The organism is Scrofimicrobium sp. R131, assembly GCF_040256745.1.
Classification (GTDB): domain Bacteria; phylum Actinomycetota; class Actinomycetes; order Actinomycetales; family Actinomycetaceae; genus Scrofimicrobium; species Scrofimicrobium appendicitidis.
The window spans coordinates 1,886,293-1,906,701 of record NZ_CP138335.1; the positions used below are offsets into that span (position 1 = coordinate 1,886,293).

Below are 20,409 nucleotides of genomic sequence, written 5' to 3' on the forward strand. Positions count from 1 at the left end.
GCAAACATGCCCAAACGCTGGCAAAACCCCGACCTACACCCCTAAACCGGCCTAAAGAGCCAACGTTTGCCAACACTTGACTACCTGTGCCATCAATTGGACACGTTTGCCAGCACTTGGATACGTTTGCGAGCACCCAGGCCGCAGCCGGACTACCGGCCCATGTTGATGACAGCGCGCCCCTGAATGTGCCCTTGGCGCAGTTGCTCGTACCCGTCGGCGACCTGGTCAAGGGTGAACTCGGCCGACACGATGTCTCCGTAGCGGATCACGTCCTCGGCCGCCAGCCGGACCACTTCGGGCAGGTCCTGCCGGGTCCGCGCGCCGTAGGAGCCAACGATGCTCTGCGAGCGGCGCACCAGCCGATTGATTTCCACCGGTGCCGTCTGCACGCCCGCCCCCAATCCCACGGGGACCATCCGACCACCGTCGCGGATCACGTCGAGGGCGGTCACCCAGGTTTCGGGTCGACCCAACACCTCAAAGGCCACGTCCACTCCCCGCCCGCCGGTCAGTTCCAGGACCCGCGCCCGGGCGTCTTCAGTGGCCGAGTTGACGGTGGCTGTAGCGCCCAGTTCCACCGCTGCTGCCAGCTTGTCGTTGGCCACGTCGATGGCGATGATGTCCTTCGCCCCAAATGCCCGCGCCAGCTGGATGATGTTGGATCCAACCCCACCCACTGCCACCACGGCGACGGATTCGCCGAACTGGAGGTTGGCCCCGCGGCGGACAGCTCCGTAGGCGGTCATGGCCGCACAGCCGAGGATCGCGCCCTTGACCGGGTCGATCTCCGGGGGCAGCGGCGCCACCGAGGTCGCGGGGATGACCGCGTACTCGGCCAGCCCGCCCATGGAGTACATCTGGATGGGGTTCCCGTCCAGGTCGGCCAGGCGGGTCTGCCCGTCGTACAGGGTGCCGCGCAGCCGGTTCAGATCAAAGAAGGGTGCGCAGAGGTCGTCCCGCCCGGCCGCGCAGGCTTCACACTGACCGCAGGGCATCAGGAACGCCCCGGCCACCGCCTCCCCCACCTGCAGGCCGTAGTGCTCGTTGGCCGGACCCAGCTCGACAATCTCGCCGGCAACTTCGTGGCCCAGCACGCAGGGCAGGGGGAACTTGATTGCGCCTCCGATGACGTGCAGGTCCGAGTGGCACAGCCCGCAGGAGTTTACTTTGATCAGTACCTCGCCCGCTTTCGGGTGCGGAGTGCGAATGGTTTCAATCTGGAGGCCCTGGTCGTAGTCTCGCAGGACCGCAGCGCGCATTGTTTCGGGAATTTCAGGACTCATGCTGGGCTCCTTAGCCAAAAGGTTGATGGATCGCATAGCCGGAAGAGCGATCACTTTTCATCGTAAGGATCCGTTCGCACTATGTCAATACAAAGTATCCCGTAAAGCCGCCTCAACCTAACAAAGCTCAGGACGTGAGTCCCGGAAATAAGACAAAAGCCCGGGGTGTATCAGGTACACCCCGGGCTATTTGTTAGGTCGCTCAGACGCCCAGCTGCTCCCGCAGGTAGGCGCGTGCGATCAGCGCGTATTCGAGCGGGTTGGCGATGGCCGGGTCCTGCTCGGCCTCCACCAGGAACCAACCTTCGTAGTCGGAATCGACCACCGGCTGCAAGATGGCCTTGAAGTCCGTCGCACCGTCACCGGGGACGGTAAAGGCGCCGGCCAGGATCGCATCCAGGAAGCTCATCCCCTCTGCCTTCACCCGGGCCACCACGTCCTCCCGCACATCTTTCAGGTGCACGTGCCCAATCCGATCCAGGTATTTGGCCACGAAGTAGTTGGGGTCCTCCCCGGAGAACTTCAGGTGTCCCACATCCAGCAGCAGCTTGACCTTGCTCGGATCGGTCGCGGCCATCAGGCGGTCAATCTCTTCGGTGGTCTGCACCCCGGTGCCCATGTGGTGGTGGTAGGCGAGGCGGAGCCCCTTTTCAGCGGCCACGTCACCCAGCTCGTTCAGCCCCCGGGCAAGGCGATCCCACTCCTCGTCGGTGAAGGAAGGCTTATCCGCAAAGACGCTCTTGTCGCGCATCCCCTGGATCGAGTGCCCCTGCTCTGCAATGTTGATGCAGTCGGCGCCCAGCGCGTGCAGGTAGTCGCGAAACTCGATGAAACGAGCCTTTTCTTCCTCAAAGTCACCGGTGGTGAGGAATGCGCTGAACCAGGCGGCCGCGATCCGGATCCCCCGCAGGTCCAGTTCGTGCTTCAGCACCTGGGCGTCCTTCGGGTACTTGTTGCCAATCTCGGTTCCGGCATATCCGGCCAGCGCCACTTCGCTGAGGATCTGCTGGTAGGTTGTTTCGGCTCCCAGGCTGGGCATGTCGTCATTCACCCACGCGATCGGGGCGCACCCAACTTCAATCTTGCTCATCTTTGAGTTCTCCTTTTATCGGCAGCAGACTGCGATTTCGATCGGCCCGCACCTCGGTGCCGTTCTTATGTTCTATCATATAGGGAAGCTGACCGTTGACATAGGGGTCAAGGGTCCTTCCGAATCGTTTCGGACCTCCGTTGTCCCCGGCACTTGCCCCGGCTAGATTAGGTGAGACTGACAAAGGAGACCCGTGCGCACCCCAATTATCATCGACACCGATCCGGGCATTGACGACGCGATTGCGCTGGCCCTGGCCGCCGCCAGCGACGAGGTGGACATGAGAGCCATCATCGCCGTAGCCGGCAACGTCGGGCTCGAACACACCGCCCCCAACGCCGCCGGACTGGCGGATCTGCTGGGCCTAGACTGCCCGGTCGGCCGCGGAGCGTCGGGGCCGCTCTGGCGCCGCGACACCAAACCGGCCCGAGCCGTTCACGGGGAGGACGGCTTAGGCGGCTATCCCCTGGCCGCCTCGCCCCGCCTCGTCCAACCGGGCTTGGAACTGATGGCACAGGCAATTGAAGACAGCCCGACACCCCCGGTGCTGGTGGCGATTGGTCCACTCACCAACGTCGCCGGGCTCCTGACCCACTACCCCGAACAGGCGGCCCAACTGGAACGGATCGTCTTCATGGGCGGCGGCACCGGTGAGCACCTGGGAAACGTCACCGCAACCGCCGAGTTCAACCTGTACTTCGACCCGGACGCGGGGGCGCGGGTGCTGGCCGGAGGCGTGCCGATCACCATGGTCGGCCTAAACGTCACCGAGCGGGCCCTGGTCTCCTGGGAGGACTTCGGCGAGTTGCGCCGGTCGGGCGGGCCCATCTGCAACCTGGTGGAGCATCTGCTGGGTAACTACGGGTCCGAGGCGCGCGCGGGGGGCAAGGCCCAGCACGACTCGTTGGCCCTGGCCGCGGCCATCTGGCCGGAACAGTTCCAGGTGGAGTCGCGCTTCGTCGACGTGGAGAACACCGGGCGGCTGACCTCGGGGATGACGGTAGTGGACTGGGCGGGCGCCGGCGGCCACGCCCCGAACTGCGAGGTGGTGGTCGACTTCTCGCCCACCTGGTTCCGCCAACTCCTGACCGAGCGCCTCGCCCACCTCGACCGGATTTTGCGGTGACAGTAAACCGCTCCCCGGCAGTCTCAACTGAGGGCTGAGTGAGACTGCCGGGGAGCGGGGACTCGGAGGCCTACTTGGAGTAGCGGGCCTCCATTTCCTCTTCAATTTGCTCCAGGGAACGGTTCGACGTTTCGGGCATGATCTTCCAGAGGATGAAACCGAAAACCAGGTTGATGGCCGCGTAGATACCGTAGGTCTTCGCCCCTCCCAGGGAGGCCATCATCGGCGGGAACGTCCAGGTGACAATCGCGTTGGCCACCCACAGGATGAAGACGGCAGAACCGTTTGCCACCCCCCGCACCCGCGCCGGGAACATTTCACCCAGCATGGTCCAGACCACCGGCCCGTTGCCGGCCTGCACCACCAGCATGAAGATCCCCATCAGCGCCAGGATCACCAGCGGCGCCCACATCGGCGGGAAGATCCCCTGATCCATCGCGGGCTGAACCGTCAGCCCGAAGACAGCGGCAATGGTTCCCAGGGTCAGGAACACCCCGAACAGGCAGGTGATCAGGATCTGGCGGCGGCGGAACCGCCCGATCAGCCAGAGGGCTATGACGCACCCGATCACCGACATCACCCCGTTGGCAACCTGGGCGGTAATGGCGGCCGAGGTACCCATCCCGGCGTATTCCAGCACCTTGGGAGCGTAGTACATCACCGTGTTCACCCCCGTGGTCTGGTTGGTGATGGCGATGAAGGCCCCGACGAAGAAGAGCTTGCGCAGCCACGGCGTTCGCATGATGTCGCGGAATGTTCCCCGCTTCAGGTGCTTCTCGCGCTCGTTGGCTTCGGCCATCTCCATGATTTCGTCGGCGATGGCACCGTCTTTGTCTTCTTCCCGGATCCGCTTGAGGGAACCGATGGCGTGGTAGTAGTCCTGGCGGGCGGCAAACCAGCGCGGTGACTCGGGCATCATTCGCATCCCGACCCAGAGCAGAATCGCCGGAATCGTGGCGATCAGCAGCATGATCCGCCAGCCGGAGCCGTTGCCCCCGGTGACCACCAGCTGCTCGACGTAGGTGTGCCACTGGGTTTCATCCATCGTCCCGATCGAGGTGGCCGACAGGTTCCGCACGTTGTCGAAGGACTGCATTCCCGGCGACAGCAGCCCGGCCGGGTCCTGCTCAATGTTCAGCTTCGGACCGCCGTAGTAGGCGTTGATGATCGCGTTGAAGGTGAAGGCCATCAGCTGGCCGGTGACGATCATGACCTGATCGATGGCGACAATGGTGCCGCGAATCCGCTTCGGAGCCGTCTCGGACAGGTAGACCGGAACCGCACCGGAGGCTCCCCCAACCGCCATCCCGAGGACCACCCGGAACGGGTACATCACCCAGACGGTCGGGGCGAAAGCGGTGCCGAGCGTGCCCGCCAGGAAGACGAAAGCCAGCCAAATAATGGTTCGACGCCGGCCAAACCGGTCTGACAGGTGGCCGGAAATGAGGGCCCCGACGGCCGCGCCCAGCAGCAGGGTTGCCCCCACCGCCCCTTCCTCGGCCGGGGTCAGCTGCAGGCCCCCCGCCCCGAAAGGCATGTACATGTAGGGCAGCGCCCCGGAGATCACCCCAGTGTCGTAGCCAAACAGGAACGAACCCATGGTGACGACGAAGGCAATAAAGGTGATGCGTCGTTTCTTCCCGACGGGCTTGACTTCGTCTACCAGCTTTTGTGTTTGGCGGCGCGAACGAAGCACATCTACGCCGTCGATGGTTGGGGCCGACATTGGCACTCCTCCAGTTCTGCTCGCGAGGTGATTAGTTGGCGTCGTAGGTGGTCGGGCCTTCGACCGGTTCCACCCGGTGCCAGGTGCCGTCCGCTGCCGAGGCGACGGTCGCCTCGTCCACGTTGGCTGCCGCCCAGGCGTCAGCGGCGGAGGGGGCCAGTTGGCGCCCGGTGAGCACCGACTCGACGAAGCGCGCCGCCTCGACCGCCTTCATGTCGTCGAATCCCATCGACGTCCCCGCCCCGGGCTGGAAGGTGGCAAACTCGGGGAAGGACGGCCCGGCCATCACCCGGGTGTAACCCTGGAACTCGTTGTCGCGGCCCAGGCAAACCTCCAGCTCGTTCAGGCGTTCAAAGTTCCAGCGGAGCGAACCTTCGGTGCCGTAGACCTCGATCACGTACTCGGCGCGCGGCCCCACAGCCACGCGGGACGATTCGAGGGTGGCCAGGATGCCGTTGTCGAGGCGGGCCAGCATGGCCACGTAATCCTCGTTCTCAACCGGGCCCAGCTCGTCGGAGATTTCCCACCCACCGTGGCCGATCCCCATCTTGGTTGGGATGGGACGCTCGGGGATGAAGGTGCCGGTCGAGGCGGTCACCTCGCCGATCCGGCCGCACAGGTATTGGACCAGGTCGGCCCCGTGGCTCATCAGGTCCCCCACCACGCCGGCCCCGGCTTGCTCGCGGGAGTAGCGCCAGGTGAGCGGCCCCACCGGGGACGAGGCGTAGTCGGCGATCAGCCAGCAGCGGGCGTTGGTCACGCGGCCGAGGCGGCCCTCCCGAATCAGCTGGCGGGCCATCTCCACCGCGGGCGTGTGCCGGTAGTTGAACCCAACCGAGGTGACCAGGTGGGCCTGGGCGGCGGCGCGGGCAATCTCGGCGGACTGGGTGGCGCTCACCCCCATCGGCTTCTCAATCCAGAAGGGCTTGCCGGCAGCGGCCGCCGCCAGCGCAATCTCGTGGTGGAGGAAGTTGGGCGAGCAAATGGAGACCACGTCCACCTGCGGGTCGGCCAGCAGCTCCCGATAGTCGGTGTAGGCGCGGGCAAAACCGAGTCGTTCGGTCGCGTCCCGCTGGTTTTGCTCAGCCGGGTCGGCGGCGGCCACCAGGGTCACCTCTGCCCCGAGGGCTGGAAAGTACTCGCGCAAACGGGTGTAGCTGCGGGTGTGGAGCCGGCCCATCCAACCGAGTCCGATCACTCCAACCCCGAGGGTCTTCTTGGTCATCGCTTTCTCCTCCATGAGTGTGCGTCTTGCGCTTCTATGCGGCGGTAATGCCATCGTGGCACATGTTCTGACATTAATGCCACCGCTGATCCGTTCGGAACGTTTCGGATATTGGCCTACCGCCAAAAAACCGCAGTGGACAGGACATGAGTCCGCCACATGTTAGGTCTTATTTGTCGGGACAAGGACCGGTGGTTGACCGGATAATCAGCTCGGAGTCAAGCGAAGCCCGGTATTCGTTGCCGGGGGTAACCAGCAGCCCGGACTGGATCCGGTCCGCCAGCAGTTGGAGGGCGCGCACGGTCATGTCCTCCACCGGCTGGGCGACGGTGGTGAGCGGCAGCAGCGCATCCCGGGAAATGGGGGCATTGTCAAACCCCACCACGCTGACGTCGCCGGGCACGTCCAGGCCCGCCTGGTGCAGACGCCGGATCAGGGCGTGGGCCGACATGTCGTTAAAACAGGTGATCGCGGTCGGGCGGTCCTCGGGCGCCAGGGCCAGGAACTGCTCGGCCGCCATCACCCCGGCCGCCGGGGTATCCCCGCCAGACCAGACCTGAAGGAGGCGGGACAGTCCCAGCCGGCTCATCGCCTGCCGGTAGCCGCGCTCGCGTTCCGGGCCCATCGGGATAGTTCCCCCAGAGACGTGCGCGATCCGCTGATGACCGAGCGAATGCAAGTAGTTGACCGCCTCGGCCACCCCGCGGATGCCGTCGGTCTTGATCACGTCAACTCCGGGCGCGTCCACGTCCCGGCAGAGCGACAGGGTGGGGACCTGGCGGGCCACCTCGGAAAACTGCTCATCAGTCAGGTTTGAGCCGGTCAGGATGACGGCGTTGACCCGCTCGGCCAGCAGCAGGCGAACGCAGGTCAACTCGGAGTTGTGCTCGGTCGCTCCGGCCAGGAAGATCTCCAGGTCGTGCCCGCGCGCGGCCAAGTACAGGTGATCCAGAAGGCCGGACTGGAACGACTGCTCCACCTCGTACACCACCCCGACCATGGTGGTGCGGTTTCGTCGCAGATGGGAGGCCCGTCGGTCCGGGCGCCAGCCCAACCGGTTGGCGGCGGCAAAGATCCGAGTTCGCGTGTGATCAGCCACCCCGGGCGACCCGTTGAAGGCGGCCGAAACGGTGGAAATGGAAGTGTTTGCCAGGCGGGCAACGTCGCGAATCGTTACCCGCCGCACCGGTTGCGCCGGGTTCCCCTCGCCGAGCTTCGCCTCGTCCATTCCCTCACGGTCCACTGTGTTCCCTCCAAAAAACCAGGGTAGCAGCCCACCCACCCCTTAGAGCAGGACCGGGGACACCAAAGGGGGCCACCCGCAGGTGACCCCCTCATGGTTAGTTCGACGCTTACTCTTCGCGCTGGAACGACATGGTGGCGGCGTAAGTGCCCGCCTCGGAGGGCCAGCGGCTGGTGATCGCCTTTAGCCGGGTGTAGAACCGGACGCCTTCGGGGCCGTGAATGTCATAGTCCCCCATCATCGAGTCCTTCCACCCACCGAAGGAGTAGTAGGCCACCGGGGTTGGAATCGGCACGTTGACCCCGACCATCCCGGCCTGAACGTCAAGGGTGAACCGCCGGGCCACCCCGCCGTCGTTGGTGAAGATGACCGCACCGTTGCCAAAAGGTGAGCCGTTGACCAGGTTGATGGCCTCCTCGTACGAGTCGGCTTCCACCACGGCCAGCACCGGACCGAAGATCTCTTCCCGGTAGGCGGGAGCGTCCAGCGGCACGCCGGACAGGACGGTTGGCGCCAGGAAGAAGCCGTCCTCGTGGCCGGCCACCTGGAAGTCGCGTCCATCCAGCACCACCTGGCTGCCGCGCTCCTGCGCGTCGTCGATCAGACCGCGGATGCGTTCCTTCGCGGCCCTGGTGATGACGGCGCCCATTTCCACCCCCTCATCCATGCCGTACCCGACCTTGATCTGGCGGGCGTGGGCGGCGACCTTTTCAGCCAGCTTCGGGCCCACTCCCCCAACGGCGACAACCACCGGGAGCGCCATGCAGCGTTCCCCCGCCGCCCCAAAAGCGGCGGCGGAAATGTGCTGGGCCGCAAAGTCCAGGTCCGCGTCGGGCATGATGATGGCATGGTTGTTGGCCCCGCCCAGCGCCTGCACGCGCTTACCGGCAGCGATGCCCTTGTCGCGGATAATCTTGGCTACCGGGGTGGATCCCACGAAAGAGATAGCGTCAATTCCGGGGTGCTCCAGAATCCCGGTCACGAGTTCTTTTTCCCCAAAGACCACGTTGAACAGGCCGTCGGGCAGACCGGCTTCCCGGTACAGCTCGGCCACGATCAGCGAGGCGCTGGGGGCGGTTGACGGCGGCTTCAGGATGAAGGCGTTGCCGGTGGCCAGCGCAATCGGGTGCATCCACATCGGCACCATCATCGGGAAGTTGAACGGGGTGATCCCGGCGACGACCCCAACGGGTTGGCGAACCGTGTGAATGTCGATTCCGGTCGAGGCGTCCACCGTGTGCTCACCCTTGAGCGCAGAAGCGATCCCGCAGGCAAAGTCCAGCGTCTCGCGCCCCCGCTGGATCTCCCCCAGCGCGTCGGAGTAGTTCTTGCCGTGTTCGGCCACGATGGCCTGGGCAATGCGATCCTGGTTGGCCAGGATCAGCTCGCGCATCTTGAACATGACTTCGGTTCGGCGAGCCAGGGACACCCGGGCCCACTGGGTTTGGGCCCGGCGGGCAGCTTCGACGGTTCGATCCAGGTCGGCCGCACAGGTGAAGTTCAAGGTGGCGATCGCAGCGCCGGTTCCCGGGTTCTCCACCGCCACGCTGTCAGCTGGCGCGCCGGGGGAAACCTGGCCATCAATCCACTGGTTCAGGACTGGCAGTTCGGTAGATGTCATCAGTGTGCTCCTCTTTTTCCACAGCGAAAATCTCTAGGCATCCAGTAGGTCCCGGCGGCACCCACCGCGTCCTATGCGCCCACCTTAGCACAAATCGAGACTTTTGTCCTAACAATTAAAAAGTTGCCTGGGGCACACCGGCTTTGGTCGCCGGTTCGGGGAGCGAACTGCCCCCTACCGCGACGGGTGGCAGGGGGCAGATCAATCAGTTGGGCCGGGTCAGAGGTAGAAGCGCTGTTCCTTCAATGCTTCCTCATATTCGCGCCGGGCCTGGCGGGTGGACTCGATCCGGGACACCTCCGGAACGGCCACATCCCACCACGAAATCGAGTCGGGGTTGGGCCCCTTCAGGGCGGTCTCCACGTAGATCATGGTGGCCCGGTCCGAGGCCTCCGCCTGGCGGTAGGCCCGGCGGAAATCTTCGACCGACGACACTTCGAGCACGTCAACCCCCCAGGATCGGGCGTTGGCCGCAATGTCCACCCCGGGAATCCGCTCGCCGGTTTCGCGGTGAGTGGCGCCCCCCTCCTGGTACTGGGTCCCAAAGCGCTGCGATCCGCGCGACTCTGAGAGCGAGCCGATGGAGGCAAACCCGTAGTTTTGCAGCAGCACCAGGATCACCTTCTGGTTTTCCTGCACGATGGTGGCCAGTTCCATCGGCAGCATCTGGTAGGTGCCGTCCCCGACGATGGCCACCACTTCGGAATCCGGAGCGGCCAGCTTCACCCCGAGGGCCGCCGGAATCTCGTAGCCCATGCAAGAGAAGGCGTACTCCACGTGGTACTGCTCGGGGGTGGAGGCCCGCCACAGCGCCTGCAGGTCGCCGGGCATCGAGCCGGCCGCGTTGATGACAATGTCGCGCTCGCCCATCAGATCGTTCAGTGCGGCGAAAATTTCCGTCTGGGCCGGGACCGGCTGCAACTGGCGATTCGCGTTGCGGTCATACTCCTCGTCCCATTCTGCCTTCCACTGGGAAATCTGAGCGGCAAATTCTTCCTCTACCCGGTAGTCCGCCAGCGCCTCCGTCAGTGCCCGCAGGGTTTCCCGGGCGTCGGCGACCACCATCTCCGCCCCGTGCTTGATCGCGTCAAACGGCAGCACGTTCACGTTGACGAACTTGACGTCGGGCTGCTTGAAGGCCGTATGCGAGGCGGTGGTGAAGTCGGAGTAGCGGGTTCCGATCCCGATCACCACGTCGGCTTCGGCCGCCACATGGTTGGCTGAGTTCGAGCCGGTTGAGCCGACCCCGCCAACCGCCTGGGGGCTGTCCCAGTTGATCGCGCCCTTGCCGGCCTGGGTGTCGGCCACGGGAATCCCGGTTGTCCGGGCCAGAGCGCGCAGCTCAGCGGACGCCTCCGAGTAGATGACGCCGCCCCCGGCCACAATCAGCGGGCGCCGAGCAGATTTGATCAGGGCCACCGCCCGGTCCAGCGCCGCCTGCTCGGGCGGGGTGCGCCGGACGTGCCAGACGCGCTTCTCAAAGAAAGAGAGCGGGTAGTCGTAGGCTTCCGCCTGCACATCCTGCGGGAAGGCGATCGTGACCGCGCCGGTTGCCGCCGGGTCTGTCAGCACCTGCATGGCCTGCATCAGCGAGGGAATCAGCTGCTCGGGCCGCTCGATCCGATCGAAGAAGGCCGACACCGGACGGAACGCATCGTTGACGCTCACGGCCAGGGTCATCGGGTTCTCGATCTGCTGCAGAACCGGGTCGGGGCGCCGGTTGGCAAACTGGTCGGAGGGGAACAGCAGCACCGGCAGCCGGTTGGTGGTCGCGGTGGCAGCACCGGTGACCATATTCAGCGCTCCGGGGCCAATCGAGCTGGTGCACATCATGGTTTGAAGCCGGTTCTTCGTCTTGGCATAGGCGGAGGCCGCGTGGACCATCCCCTGCTCGTTCCGGGGCATGATGTAGGGCATGCGGTCCCCGTCGTGCTCGGGGTCGAGCTCGTTTTGGAGCAGGGCCTGCCCCAGGCCCGCCACGTTGCCGTGCCCGAAAATGCCAAACGCTCCGGCAATTAGGCGTTGTTCCACGCCGTCGCGCTCCGAATACTGGTTGACCAGGAAGCGGATGGTGGCTTGGGCGGCGGTCAGGCGGACCGTCTGTTCAGAGTTTGCCATGAGGTTTCCTTAGTTCATCGGGGTCATTGGGAGGCGCGGATCGACGGTCTGGTCCGGCCAGGTGTCGCGGATCCAGGCGTGATGCGGGTCGTCGGTCATCAGCCACTGGGAGTCTTCGGCCGGCCCGGCCATGACGTTGAGGTAGTACAGGTCGTAGCCGGGGGCGGCCGCCGCGGGGCCGTGGTAGCCAAACGGCATCACCACCACGTCGCCGTTGCGCACCTCGGTGCAGACGTCGACCTCTCCGGCCGAGGAGGTGTAGACCCGCTGGAAGGCGAAGCCGTCCGCCTCCCCTGGGCCCTGGCGCACCTGGTAGTAGTAGATCTCCTCTAGCTTGCGCTCCACGTCGTTGTGCTCATCGTGCTTGTGGGGCGGGTAGGAGGACCAGTTTCCCCCGGGGGTGAGGACCTCGCACACCAGCAGGTGGGAGGTGTCCACCTCGTTTCCGAGGGCGTAGTTGTTCACTTGACGCGAGGAGGGGCCGGCCCCGCGCAGGGCGGTCACCACCTCGGATCGGGGGCAGTAGCGGACCGGAAAGTCAGCGGTGGCAACCGCACCGGGCAGGGCAAAGCGCCCACCGTGCTCACTGGTGAGGGTGAAGTCGCAGCGCCGCGGCACGTACAGATAGTCGGTCAGGTCGGTCCAGATCGACTCCCGGCCGGCCAGGGAGAAGTCCCGCTCCCCCACCGTGACCGTGACCCCGCCCGCGAGCGGAAGCACCAGCAGTTCGGCCTCTCCCCCCGGCACCTGAACGGATTGGCCCGGAGCCAGGTTCACCACCCGGATCGAGGAGAACTCCCACCCCGCCCGCTCGGTGGTCACGTCACATTCGAAGACGTCGTGGGCGGTGGACCCATCCTTGATCAGATACTTCTCGTTGTCACTCATAGCATCTCCACTAGTCGGTTGACGGCACCGTCAACATCACCGTCGGGCGGGAAGAGCAGGGACCTGCCGATCACCAGCCCGACCACATTAGGCAATTGTAATGTCTCTTGCCACCGTTTGTAAGTACCTTCTACATCTTGGCTGACGGCACCCCCGAGAATCAAGCTCGGCAGCGTGGTTGCCTCCATCACCCGGTCCATCTCGTCGACCGCCGGCAGTTTCAGCCAGGTGTGAGCGGTGCTGGGCCCCAGCCCCTGAGCAATGGCAATCGATTTGATCACGGCGTCCGGGCTGAGGTCGTTGACAATCTGGCCATCCTGCCAGCGGGAGATGAACGGTTCCACCATCGCATTGAGTTGGAGCCGGCCCAGTTCGGTCACCGCCCGGGCACAGTGCTCGATAGTGCGAGCCGAACCGGCGTCCTCATAGTTCACCCGCAGGAGCATCTTGCCCCCATCCAGCCCCGCCTCGGCCACTCCCTGAGCGTCGTAGCCGGTGAACCGGTCGTCCATCTCAAAGCTGGCCCCGGCCAGCCCGCCCCGGTTCATCGACCCCCACACGTACTTACCTTCCAGGGATCCCAGTAGGGCCAGATCTTCAACCAGGTCCGCCGTCCCCAGGAACCCACCCACCCCGGGGTGGGCCATGATCTGCTGGCACCGGCGCAGGACTTCCTCCCGCGAGGCCATCGCCAGCGGATCACTGCCCGCCCCCAATGCTCCGCGAGCGGGGTGGTCGCAGGCTAGGACGAGGATTTTCTGCCCCGGGGCGAGGGCCGGGCCCCGCTGACGATCGCGGAGCGCACTTTCGACCGCGCCCGGCTCGTAGGCGCGACGGAATGAGAGTTTTTCAATCAGAGACATCGGTTATCGCTTTTCCACAGTGGGGGCAGAGCCCGGATTTTGGTCAATCATGTCGAAGACTTCAGCTTCGGTCGGCATCGCGGTGGAGCATTCGAGGCGGGACGCCACGATCGCCCCGGCGGTCGAGGCGAACTGGGTGGCCCGAGCCACCTCCCACCCGGACAGCAGCGCGTGGCAGAAGGCACCGCCAAAAGCGTCTCCCGCCCCCAGGCCGTTGCAGACCTCCACCGGGGTTACCGGAACCACGATCCGCTCTTCCCGGGTCTTGGCCAGGGTTCCGCGCGGGCCCTGCTTGACCACGGCAATGTCGAGCCCCAGGTCGAGCAGGGCGTCGGCCGCGCGGTCGGGATCGGTCTCTCCCACCGCCACCTGACATTCCTCCTTGTTGCCGATGGCGACGTTGACGTGCTGCAGCATGTTCTGCACGTGGGTGCGGGCCGCCTCGGGTGACTCCCAGAACACGGGACGGTAGTCCAGGTCGGCAATGCTCCACTTGGCGTCTTCAGCGCGCGGGCGACCCCGCTGCTGGAGGGCGGCAAAATGAGCGGAGCGCGAGGGTTCCACCGACAGGCCCGTCACCGACAGCCAGAACACCCGGGCCTGGCGGACGGTTTCCATCGGGATGTCCTGCACCCCGAGCTCCAGGTCCGGAGCCGAAGGGGAACGGTAGAAGTAGAGGGGGAAGTCGTCGGGCGGGAAGATCTCACAGAAGGTGACCGGGGTATGGAACGACGGATTTGTTACGACATATTCGGGATCGACTCCGAGTCGAGCCATTTCCTGCTTGATGAAGCGGCCGAACGGGTCGTCACCCACGCCGGTGACCGTGGCGGCAGAGTTGCCGTACCGGGCCGCTGCCACCGCCACATTGGTGGGAGACCCGCCCAGAAACTTGCCAAAAGACGTCACCTTTTCCAGGCCAACTCCGGTCTGAAGGGGATAGATATCGATACCGCATCGGCCGATTGTCAGGACATCCAGCGGAACACCGGACGGCTTGCTGGGCGCTATGTTCATCATGAGCTGTCTCACCTCTTTGTTTGATCTGACACGTCTATCATCGCTCATCGCGACCCCATAGTCAAGCTTTGTTCTAACATAGTCTTTCGCTCAGTGGGAATTGTCGCGCAAAACGGCTATACTGCTAGTCATCTATGTCACCTGTCTCAAAGGGGAAGACCGTCATGAGCCCGACAAAGACCTCTCGGAAGGGAACCGTTTCCGAACCCTACGTGCTCGATATTGAGTTGGACCGCAGCTCTTCCACCCCGCTGCACGCCCAGATCTCCGAGCCGCTTGAGCGCCTGATTCTGGCGGGCACCATCCCGATGAACACGTTGATTGAAGACGAAGTCTCGATGGCCAAGCGCCTGAATGTCTCGCGCCCAACCACCCGTCGGGCACTCCAGGATCTGGTCAACCGGGGCTTGCTCACCCGCCGGCGCGGGATCGGTACCCGGGTCACCCCGTCCCAGGTCCACCGGCCGGTGGGCCTCACCTCGCTCAACTCCGACCTGCAAAAAGCGGGGTTTGAAACCAGTACTGACATTTTGAGCTACGAGGTGCGCCTGGCCGGGGCGAAAGAAGCCGAGCTGCTCCAGTGCGAAGAGGGCATCGAGATTGTTCGGGTGGAACGGGTCCGCTTCTCCAACGGGGAACCGCTGGCGCTGCTGGTCAACCTGCTGCCGGGTGACATCTCCCCGACCCTGACCGAGCTGTCCGAGGGTGGCCTCTACGACTGCATGCGCGCGCGGGGCGTGGTGCTGTCCACCGCTCAGCACCGGGTGGGGGCCCGCAATGCCTCCGATCGGGAGGCGCAGATTCTGTCGATGCATAAGGGCGAAGCAGTCCTCACGATGAAGCAGACCGTCTTTGACAAGAACGGGCGCGCGGTGGAGTACGGCTCCCATATTTACAACCCTACGCTGTATCAACTGTCATTCACCTCCGCCGCCGAATAGGCTTTGTCTGCACAAAGGGTTGACAACGACGTCATATTGTTCTTAGCTAGTAGTGATAAGGGTGCGTACATGTCGACCGTCGCCGGCCGGCCTGGTTGCGTCCTTCAACCTAGTGAAGACCCCTCCCTGGAGAAACCAATGACGATTGAACCAACCCCCGGTCCACTGCTCGAAGCAACCAGGCAGTTCCCCACCGTTTTGTGGAACGACTCCTCCGACCTGGATGAGCTGCGCCAGTCCATTTCGTTTGGCGGAGTGGGCGCCACCTGCAACCCGGTGATTGCCTACACGACCATCTCGGGCCACCCGGAAATCTGGAACGACCGCATTCGCCAGCTGGCGGCCGAGCACCCCACCTGGGGCGAATCGGAAATCGGTTGGCAGGCCGTGAAGAACATGTCGAAAGAGGCCGCTGCCCTGCTCGAACCCGCATTTGAGCGGTACGAGGGGCGCAACGGTCGCCTCAGCGTGCAGACCGACCCACGCTTCCACCGGAATCCCGCCGCTTTGGCCGACCAGGCGGAGGAGTTTCACCACCTGGCTAAGAACATCATCGTCAAGATTCCGGCCACCAAGACCGGGCTGGTCGCAATCGAGGAGGCCACCTTCCGGGGCGTGTCGATCAACGTCACCGTGTCCTTCACAGTGGCGCAGGCGGTTCGCGCGGCCGAGGCGATTGAACGGGGACTGGATCGGCGCCAGCAGGCCGGCCACGACATTTCCCAGATGGCACCGGTGGTCACCATCATGGTGGGCCGCCTCGACGACTGGATGAAGAAGGTAGTCGCCCGCGACCAAATCTTCCTTGACTCCTCCGCCCTCGAGTGGGCCGGGGTGGCGGCCATGAAGAAGGCCTACGCCATCTTCCAGGAGCGCGGTTTCCGCTCGCGCGTGTTGGCGGCCGCATTCCGCAACGTTCTGCAGTGGTCCGAGTTCCAGGGCGGCGACGTCGTGGTCTCGCCCCCGTTCAAGTGGCAGCAGATCATCAACAACTCCGACTACGTCCCGGTGGAGCGAATGAGCGTCCCGGTCGACCCGTACTACGTGGACCAGCTGCGGCGGATCCCCGACTTCAACCGCGCCTACGAAGTCGACGGCCTGACGGTCGAAGAGTTCGAGGAGTTCGGCCCCACCAAGCTGACCCTGCGCCAGTTCCTCGACGCCGACGCTAAGCTCGACGCCCTGGTCCGCGACGTCATCGTCCCCGCCCCGTAACCCAGAAAGGCCCGTCATGAAAATTGGAATCATCGGTGCCGGCCGGATTGGCCAGGTTCACGCCCGGGCCGTCGCGGCCAGCCCCACCGCCGAACTGTCCCTGATTGCCGACCCGGTGCCCGGAGCTGCCGAGGCGCTAGCCGCCCGCTACGGTGGGAGCGCCACCACCGATGCGGACGAGGTGATCAACAGCGACGTGGACGCCGTCATCATCTGCTCCCCCACCCCGCTGCACGCCCAGCAGGTGCTGGCCTCCACCCGCACCGGAAAAGCGGTGCTGTGCGAGAAGCCGCTGGCCGCCTCTGTCGAAGAGGCCGAGCAGTTGGCCCGTGACCTGGAAGGGCTGAACCCCCGGGTGATGGTCGGGTTCAACCGGCGTTTCGATCCCTCCTTTGCCGCCGCCAAAGCGGCTGCGGACCGAGGCGAGCTGGGTCAGGTCGAGCAGGTATCCATCATCTCGCGGGACCCGGCCGCGCCGCCAAAGTCCTACATTGCTGTCTCCGGCGGCATCTTCAAGGACATGAGCATCCACGACCTGGATATGGCCCGGTTCCTGATTGGCGACATTGCGCAGGTGAGCGCCGTGGGCTTGAACATGGATCCGGAGCTGGCCGATACGGGCGACTTCGACGGAGCCATCATCACCCTGATCTCTGCCGACGGCAAGGTCGCAACCGTCACCAACTCACGTCACTGCGCCACCGGCTACGACCAGCGGCTGGAGATCTTTGGCAACGCCGGGTCCGCGGTGGTGGACAACCTGCGGCCCACTGCCATGGCGCTGAACACGGCTGACGTTTCGGCCGCGCGGGAACCGTACCTGGATTTCTTCCTGGACCGGTACGCCGAGGCTTACTCGCTGGAACTGGATGCGTTCCTGGCCGGGGTCGCGGCCGGCACCGCCCTGTCGCCCTCGGTCAGAGACGGCGTCGAATCGCTGCGCCTCGCGGTCGCCTGCGACCAGTCGGCCCGCAGTGGCCAGGTGGTACAGCTCTAGCCAGCAACCAGTTCGGGCCGGGACCATTCGTGGTTCCGGCCCACTGCTATCTTTGGCCGACCTCGCTTGGGCGCTCGCCGGGTCGGCTGGACCGCTCAGCTTGAGCGCGGCTCAGTAGTGGACCCCGCTTCCACAGGCGTTGCCTTATGGGTGGTGGATGATGGGAATTGATCGGCGAAACCAGGCGTACAGCAGTGCGAACGTGATGAGGACGATGATCCAGGGCCACTGAATGGTGGAGTAGGTTTCGACACCTACCGTGAACAGGGTCCGAAGTCCCCAGTGAGCCTGGTCAGGGAGTTCTGCTGCGAAGACAATGGAACCATAGTAGGTGGCAATGAAGAGGATCAGTCCCCAGAGCCTACCGAGAACTCCTACCAGCAACGAGGCAAGTGCGCAGACGATGAGGACGTTGGTCGACAAGAGTTTGGGGTCTTGAGTAGTCACCGGAAATCGGATTGCCGCCAGGAGTGACATTGCGAATGGAACGACGATTGTGGTTAGGGTTGAGATGATCGCTTGAACCGAGTTCCGCCTTGTGCCCAGTTGCTCCCAGGTCCGAAACCGGGGGGCGAAATAGATGCTGAGCATGATTCCAACGACTACGGGCAGATACTCCAGCGGGTGGAGTTCGATCGGTATCGCTGTCATCGTTGCCGAGACGTAGAACTTTGGCAGGTCCCACCAAAGCAGAACAATAGTGCCAACAGCAAACAGGATGATGGGAACTCGGGGGTCTCTCACCGCTAGTTGAGGGCGGTCGGCGATAGGTTCTTTACTCATGGGAGGGGCACGCCCGCAAGTTGACAGGAAGCAATCTCGTCCCTGTACGTCTCAAACCATTGGTTGCGCACGGTGGGAGTGGCTGCATTTAGGGCTTGCCCTACCTCAGTGGATTCAATCCACTTCTCATCACCCGCAAGCCAAGTCGCCAAACCAAGGGCTCGCTCCTCGGACTCCCCAAACTCAAGTCCGCCATCCTGTTCGCACGCACTTAGCCCGGATAGCATCCCAGCGATGCCGTTGGTTGAGGGAGGGCTGAGGTGATTGACTGCTTCAACTGCGGTAGTTCTGGGAGATTCGGGGCGGCCTTCCCATGCCCAAACGGTTGTTGAGACCACTCGGTGCGGCCCCTCAGCAAGGACTCCAGCGCTTTGAATTATGGGTTGGGAAAGGCTAATAAGCTCCGGCAAAGATCCTTGTTCTTCATATGCGACGCAGTATTCCCACTCTGCCTCCGTAGCACACACGGTTTCTCCTGGCTTAGGATCGGCATAGAAAGGTCGGGCGTCAGTAATAACCCACGTGCAAGCTGCGAGGCAGAGGACGCCCAGGATGGCCACGAGAGTAGGGAAGGTGGCAAGGCGGGCTTGGATGCTGACAGCCCAGAAGATGATGGCCGCCAGGACACACACGATCAGGACCCAGAGGATCACGACGGAAATTGAGCGCATTCCGGCGTAGGGTTCGTGCCGAAATGCGGGGGTGGCAGGGAAAAGAAACTCGTAGCCCACGCTGTACTGCTGCGTGATGGGCAAGTATCCAAAGAGTACGGGCAGAACAAACATCCACACCAGGGTTGCTAGCGCTGCAAGTAGACTCATCCACCACCGGAACGAGAGAAACCCCAAGAGGATTGCGAGCTCAACCAAAGCGATGAGTTGCAACGAACTGAAGACAAACTCAAACCAGTTCACGCTTCCATCAAGAGCATGCGGGGCGTACATAGCGATGATGACTCCTCCGCCAACAAAATACCCAACCAAGGCGGCACCGAGAATCCAAGCCAGGATGAGGGCAGGAAGCTCTCGGGTGCGCCTAATCGCGATCAGGGAACTTGCTGGGGAGCGTTTGGCACTGAGTGCGCCGGTGGTGTAGCAGGCGATGGCGGCAATTATCGGGGCGTAGACCAGCATTGCCTCTCGGGGAATCCCAGACAGGTGGGACAGGCTCACAAACCTCCACCCCTGCACTTGGAGTCCAATGACAATGATGGCTACTGCGACCACCACCACCACGCCAATGACAGCTATCAGCGGCACCGGCCAGGAAGGCACACGCCTGCGAGCATCGGGCTGCCGTGTCACTGCCCGCCTCCGCCCAGTAGCTGTTCATATCCCAGCTCAAGATCTGATCCGAGTCGCTCCTCAAGGTTTCCGGTCGGGCGAAGTCCTTCCACGGGTCCTTGGTAAACCAGTTTTCCGATATCGAGCACAATGAGGTTCGTGCTGGTGTGAATGACGTCCTCCACGAGGTGGGTTGAGATGATCACCGAGGTGTCGGTGCTGAGAGAGACCAGAACTCTACGCAGGTCCATTCGCGATTTCGGGTCCAGCCCCGACGTTGGCTCATCCAGGAGTAGGAGTGCTGGGCGGTGAGCGATTGCAGCTGCGAGTCCAACCCTTTGCCGCTCTCCGCCTGAGAGGGAACCAACCTTCCTTGACCAGTAGCTGTGGTCGAGACCTACTGCTTGAAGCGCTTGGGTGGCACTGATGCCACATTCTTTGGTATCGATACCGTGTGTCCAGGCCGAATAGGCCACGGTATCAGCAACGCGCATCCAGCCCACTAACTCGGGAGACTGGGGAAGCACGCCAATGACCTTCCGCGCAGCCAATCTCCCCTTGGCCGTTCCTACATCATGACCCATCACATGGACGACGCCTTCACGCACACTCCGGAGCGTTGACAAAACTGATAACAGCGTCGACTTACCAGCCCCATTTGGCCCCAACAGTCCCGTAATTCCCGGACTAAAGGTGACTGAGAGATCATCGAGTGCTCTCCGTCGACCATATCGGTACGACACGCCATTCAGTTCAGCAATATTCATAACACTCCCATTCGGTTTCGTTAGCCCCCGAGCGTGAATCACCTGACGTCATGTTGACCCGCGAGAACTGGTCCCTCCCTAACGGGAGGTTGGGCCCAGTCACCACGAGTCAGCCCCGATGGATTGACCAACTGTGGAGACAAATGCTCTGTACCTTCACTCCTAAATGCTCTCGACACCAAGAGAGACAGGCGGACCCTGATTGCTCCACCGCGAC

General features: G+C 63.7%; 17 protein-coding genes. 4 read left to right on the top strand and 13 right to left on the bottom strand.

The features are described from left to right. Window positions 1-152: 152 nt before the first annotated feature. Together SAC06_RS08675 and iolE are read right to left on the bottom strand one after the other, a co-directional pair. Window positions 153-1,286 (bottom strand): zinc-binding dehydrogenase, encoded by a 1,134-nt coding sequence (locus SAC06_RS08675; protein ID WP_350257902.1) that lies wholly within the window; start codon window positions 1,284-1,286, stop codon window positions 153-155. A 202-nt stretch (window positions 1,287-1,488) separates the two neighbouring features. After that, window positions 1,489-2,376, bottom strand: a complete 888-nt coding sequence (gene iolE, locus SAC06_RS08680) for a myo-inosose-2 dehydratase (RefSeq protein WP_350257903.1) — start codon at window positions 2,374-2,376, stop codon at window positions 1,489-1,491. A gap of 193 nt (window positions 2,377-2,569) precedes the next feature. Here iolE and SAC06_RS08685 point away from each other — a divergent pair, with 193 nt between their 5' ends. Further along, complete coding sequence (locus SAC06_RS08685; protein WP_350257904.1) at window positions 2,570-3,502, top strand: nucleoside hydrolase; 933 nt, start codon at window positions 2,570-2,572, stop codon at window positions 3,500-3,502. A 70-nt stretch (window positions 3,503-3,572) separates the two neighbouring features. Here SAC06_RS08685 and SAC06_RS08690 read toward each other — a convergent pair whose 3' ends face one another. The 8 genes from SAC06_RS08690 to iolC all read right to left on the bottom strand — a co-directional run bounded on the left by SAC06_RS08690 (window position 3,573) and on the right by iolC (window position 14,206). Next, complete coding sequence (locus tag SAC06_RS08690) at window positions 3,573-5,228, bottom strand: MFS transporter (RefSeq protein ID WP_350257905.1); 1,656 nt, start codon at window positions 5,226-5,228, stop codon at window positions 3,573-3,575. 31 nt (window positions 5,229-5,259) lie between these two features. After that, window positions 5,260-6,453 carry a Gfo/Idh/MocA family oxidoreductase gene (locus SAC06_RS08695; protein ID WP_350257906.1) on the bottom strand — a complete coding sequence of 398 codons (1,194 nt, stop codon included), beginning with the start codon at window positions 6,451-6,453 and terminating at the stop codon, window positions 5,260-5,262. 169 nt (window positions 6,454-6,622) lie between these two features. Then, a complete protein-coding gene (locus tag SAC06_RS08700; RefSeq protein WP_350257907.1) occupies window positions 6,623-7,696 on the bottom strand; it encodes a LacI family DNA-binding transcriptional regulator in 1,074 nt (357 codons plus the stop codon). Window positions 7,697-7,805: 109 nt separating this feature from the next. Further along, entirely contained in the window at window positions 7,806-9,317 is a 1,512-nt protein-coding gene (locus SAC06_RS08705) for a CoA-acylating methylmalonate-semialdehyde dehydrogenase (RefSeq protein WP_350257908.1), read from the bottom strand. A 219-nt stretch (window positions 9,318-9,536) separates the two neighbouring features. Continuing rightward, a complete protein-coding gene (gene iolD, locus SAC06_RS08710) occupies window positions 9,537-11,435 on the bottom strand; it encodes a 3D-(3,5/4)-trihydroxycyclohexane-1,2-dione acylhydrolase (decyclizing) (protein ID WP_350257909.1) in 1,899 nt (632 codons plus the stop codon). A gap of 9 nt (window positions 11,436-11,444) precedes the next feature. Beyond that, window positions 11,445-12,323: a 5-deoxy-glucuronate isomerase gene (gene iolB / locus SAC06_RS08715; protein ID WP_350257910.1), complete on the bottom strand. Its 879-nt coding sequence runs from the start codon at window positions 12,321-12,323 to the stop codon at window positions 11,445-11,447. After that, window positions 12,320-13,186 (bottom strand): deoxyribose-phosphate aldolase, encoded by an 867-nt coding sequence (locus tag SAC06_RS08720; RefSeq protein WP_350257911.1) that lies wholly within the window; start codon window positions 13,184-13,186, stop codon window positions 12,320-12,322. The genes iolB and SAC06_RS08720 overlap by 4 nt, the downstream gene beginning before the upstream one ends. A gap of 3 nt (window positions 13,187-13,189) precedes the next feature. Then, window positions 13,190-14,206: a 5-dehydro-2-deoxygluconokinase gene (gene iolC, locus SAC06_RS08725; protein WP_350257912.1), complete on the bottom strand. Its 1,017-nt coding sequence runs from the start codon at window positions 14,204-14,206 to the stop codon at window positions 13,190-13,192. 164 nt (window positions 14,207-14,370) lie between these two features. Between iolC and SAC06_RS08730 the strand changes: the two genes are divergently transcribed. From SAC06_RS08730 to iolG, 3 genes are all read left to right on the top strand, one after another. Then, the gene (locus SAC06_RS08730; protein ID WP_350257913.1) at window positions 14,371-15,147 is read left to right on the top strand and encodes a GntR family transcriptional regulator; all 777 of its coding nucleotides are present in this window, start codon (window positions 14,371-14,373) and stop codon (window positions 15,145-15,147) included. Between the two features lie 138 nt (window positions 15,148-15,285). Beyond that, on the top strand, window positions 15,286-16,362 hold the full coding sequence (locus SAC06_RS08735; RefSeq protein ID WP_350257914.1) for a transaldolase family protein: 1,077 nt from the start codon (window positions 15,286-15,288) through the stop codon (window positions 16,360-16,362). Window positions 16,363-16,378: 16 nt separating this feature from the next. Then, window positions 16,379-17,359, top strand: a complete 981-nt coding sequence (gene iolG, locus SAC06_RS08740; protein ID WP_350257915.1) for an inositol 2-dehydrogenase — start codon at window positions 16,379-16,381, stop codon at window positions 17,357-17,359. Between the two features lie 144 nt (window positions 17,360-17,503). Here iolG and SAC06_RS08745 read toward each other — a convergent pair whose 3' ends face one another. From SAC06_RS08745 to SAC06_RS08755, 3 genes are all read right to left on the bottom strand, one after another. Next, window positions 17,504-17,806: a hypothetical protein gene (locus SAC06_RS08745; protein ID WP_350257916.1), complete on the bottom strand. Its 303-nt coding sequence runs from the start codon at window positions 17,804-17,806 to the stop codon at window positions 17,504-17,506. Window positions 17,807-18,138: 332 nt separating this feature from the next. Then, window positions 18,139-19,416 carry a hypothetical protein gene (locus SAC06_RS08750; protein WP_350257917.1) on the bottom strand — a complete coding sequence of 426 codons (1,278 nt, stop codon included), beginning with the start codon at window positions 19,414-19,416 and terminating at the stop codon, window positions 18,139-18,141. A gap of 26 nt (window positions 19,417-19,442) precedes the next feature. Further along, on the bottom strand, window positions 19,443-20,192 hold the full coding sequence (locus SAC06_RS08755; RefSeq protein ID WP_350257918.1) for an ABC transporter ATP-binding protein: 750 nt from the start codon (window positions 20,190-20,192) through the stop codon (window positions 19,443-19,445). Window positions 20,193-20,409 lie beyond the last annotated feature (217 nt).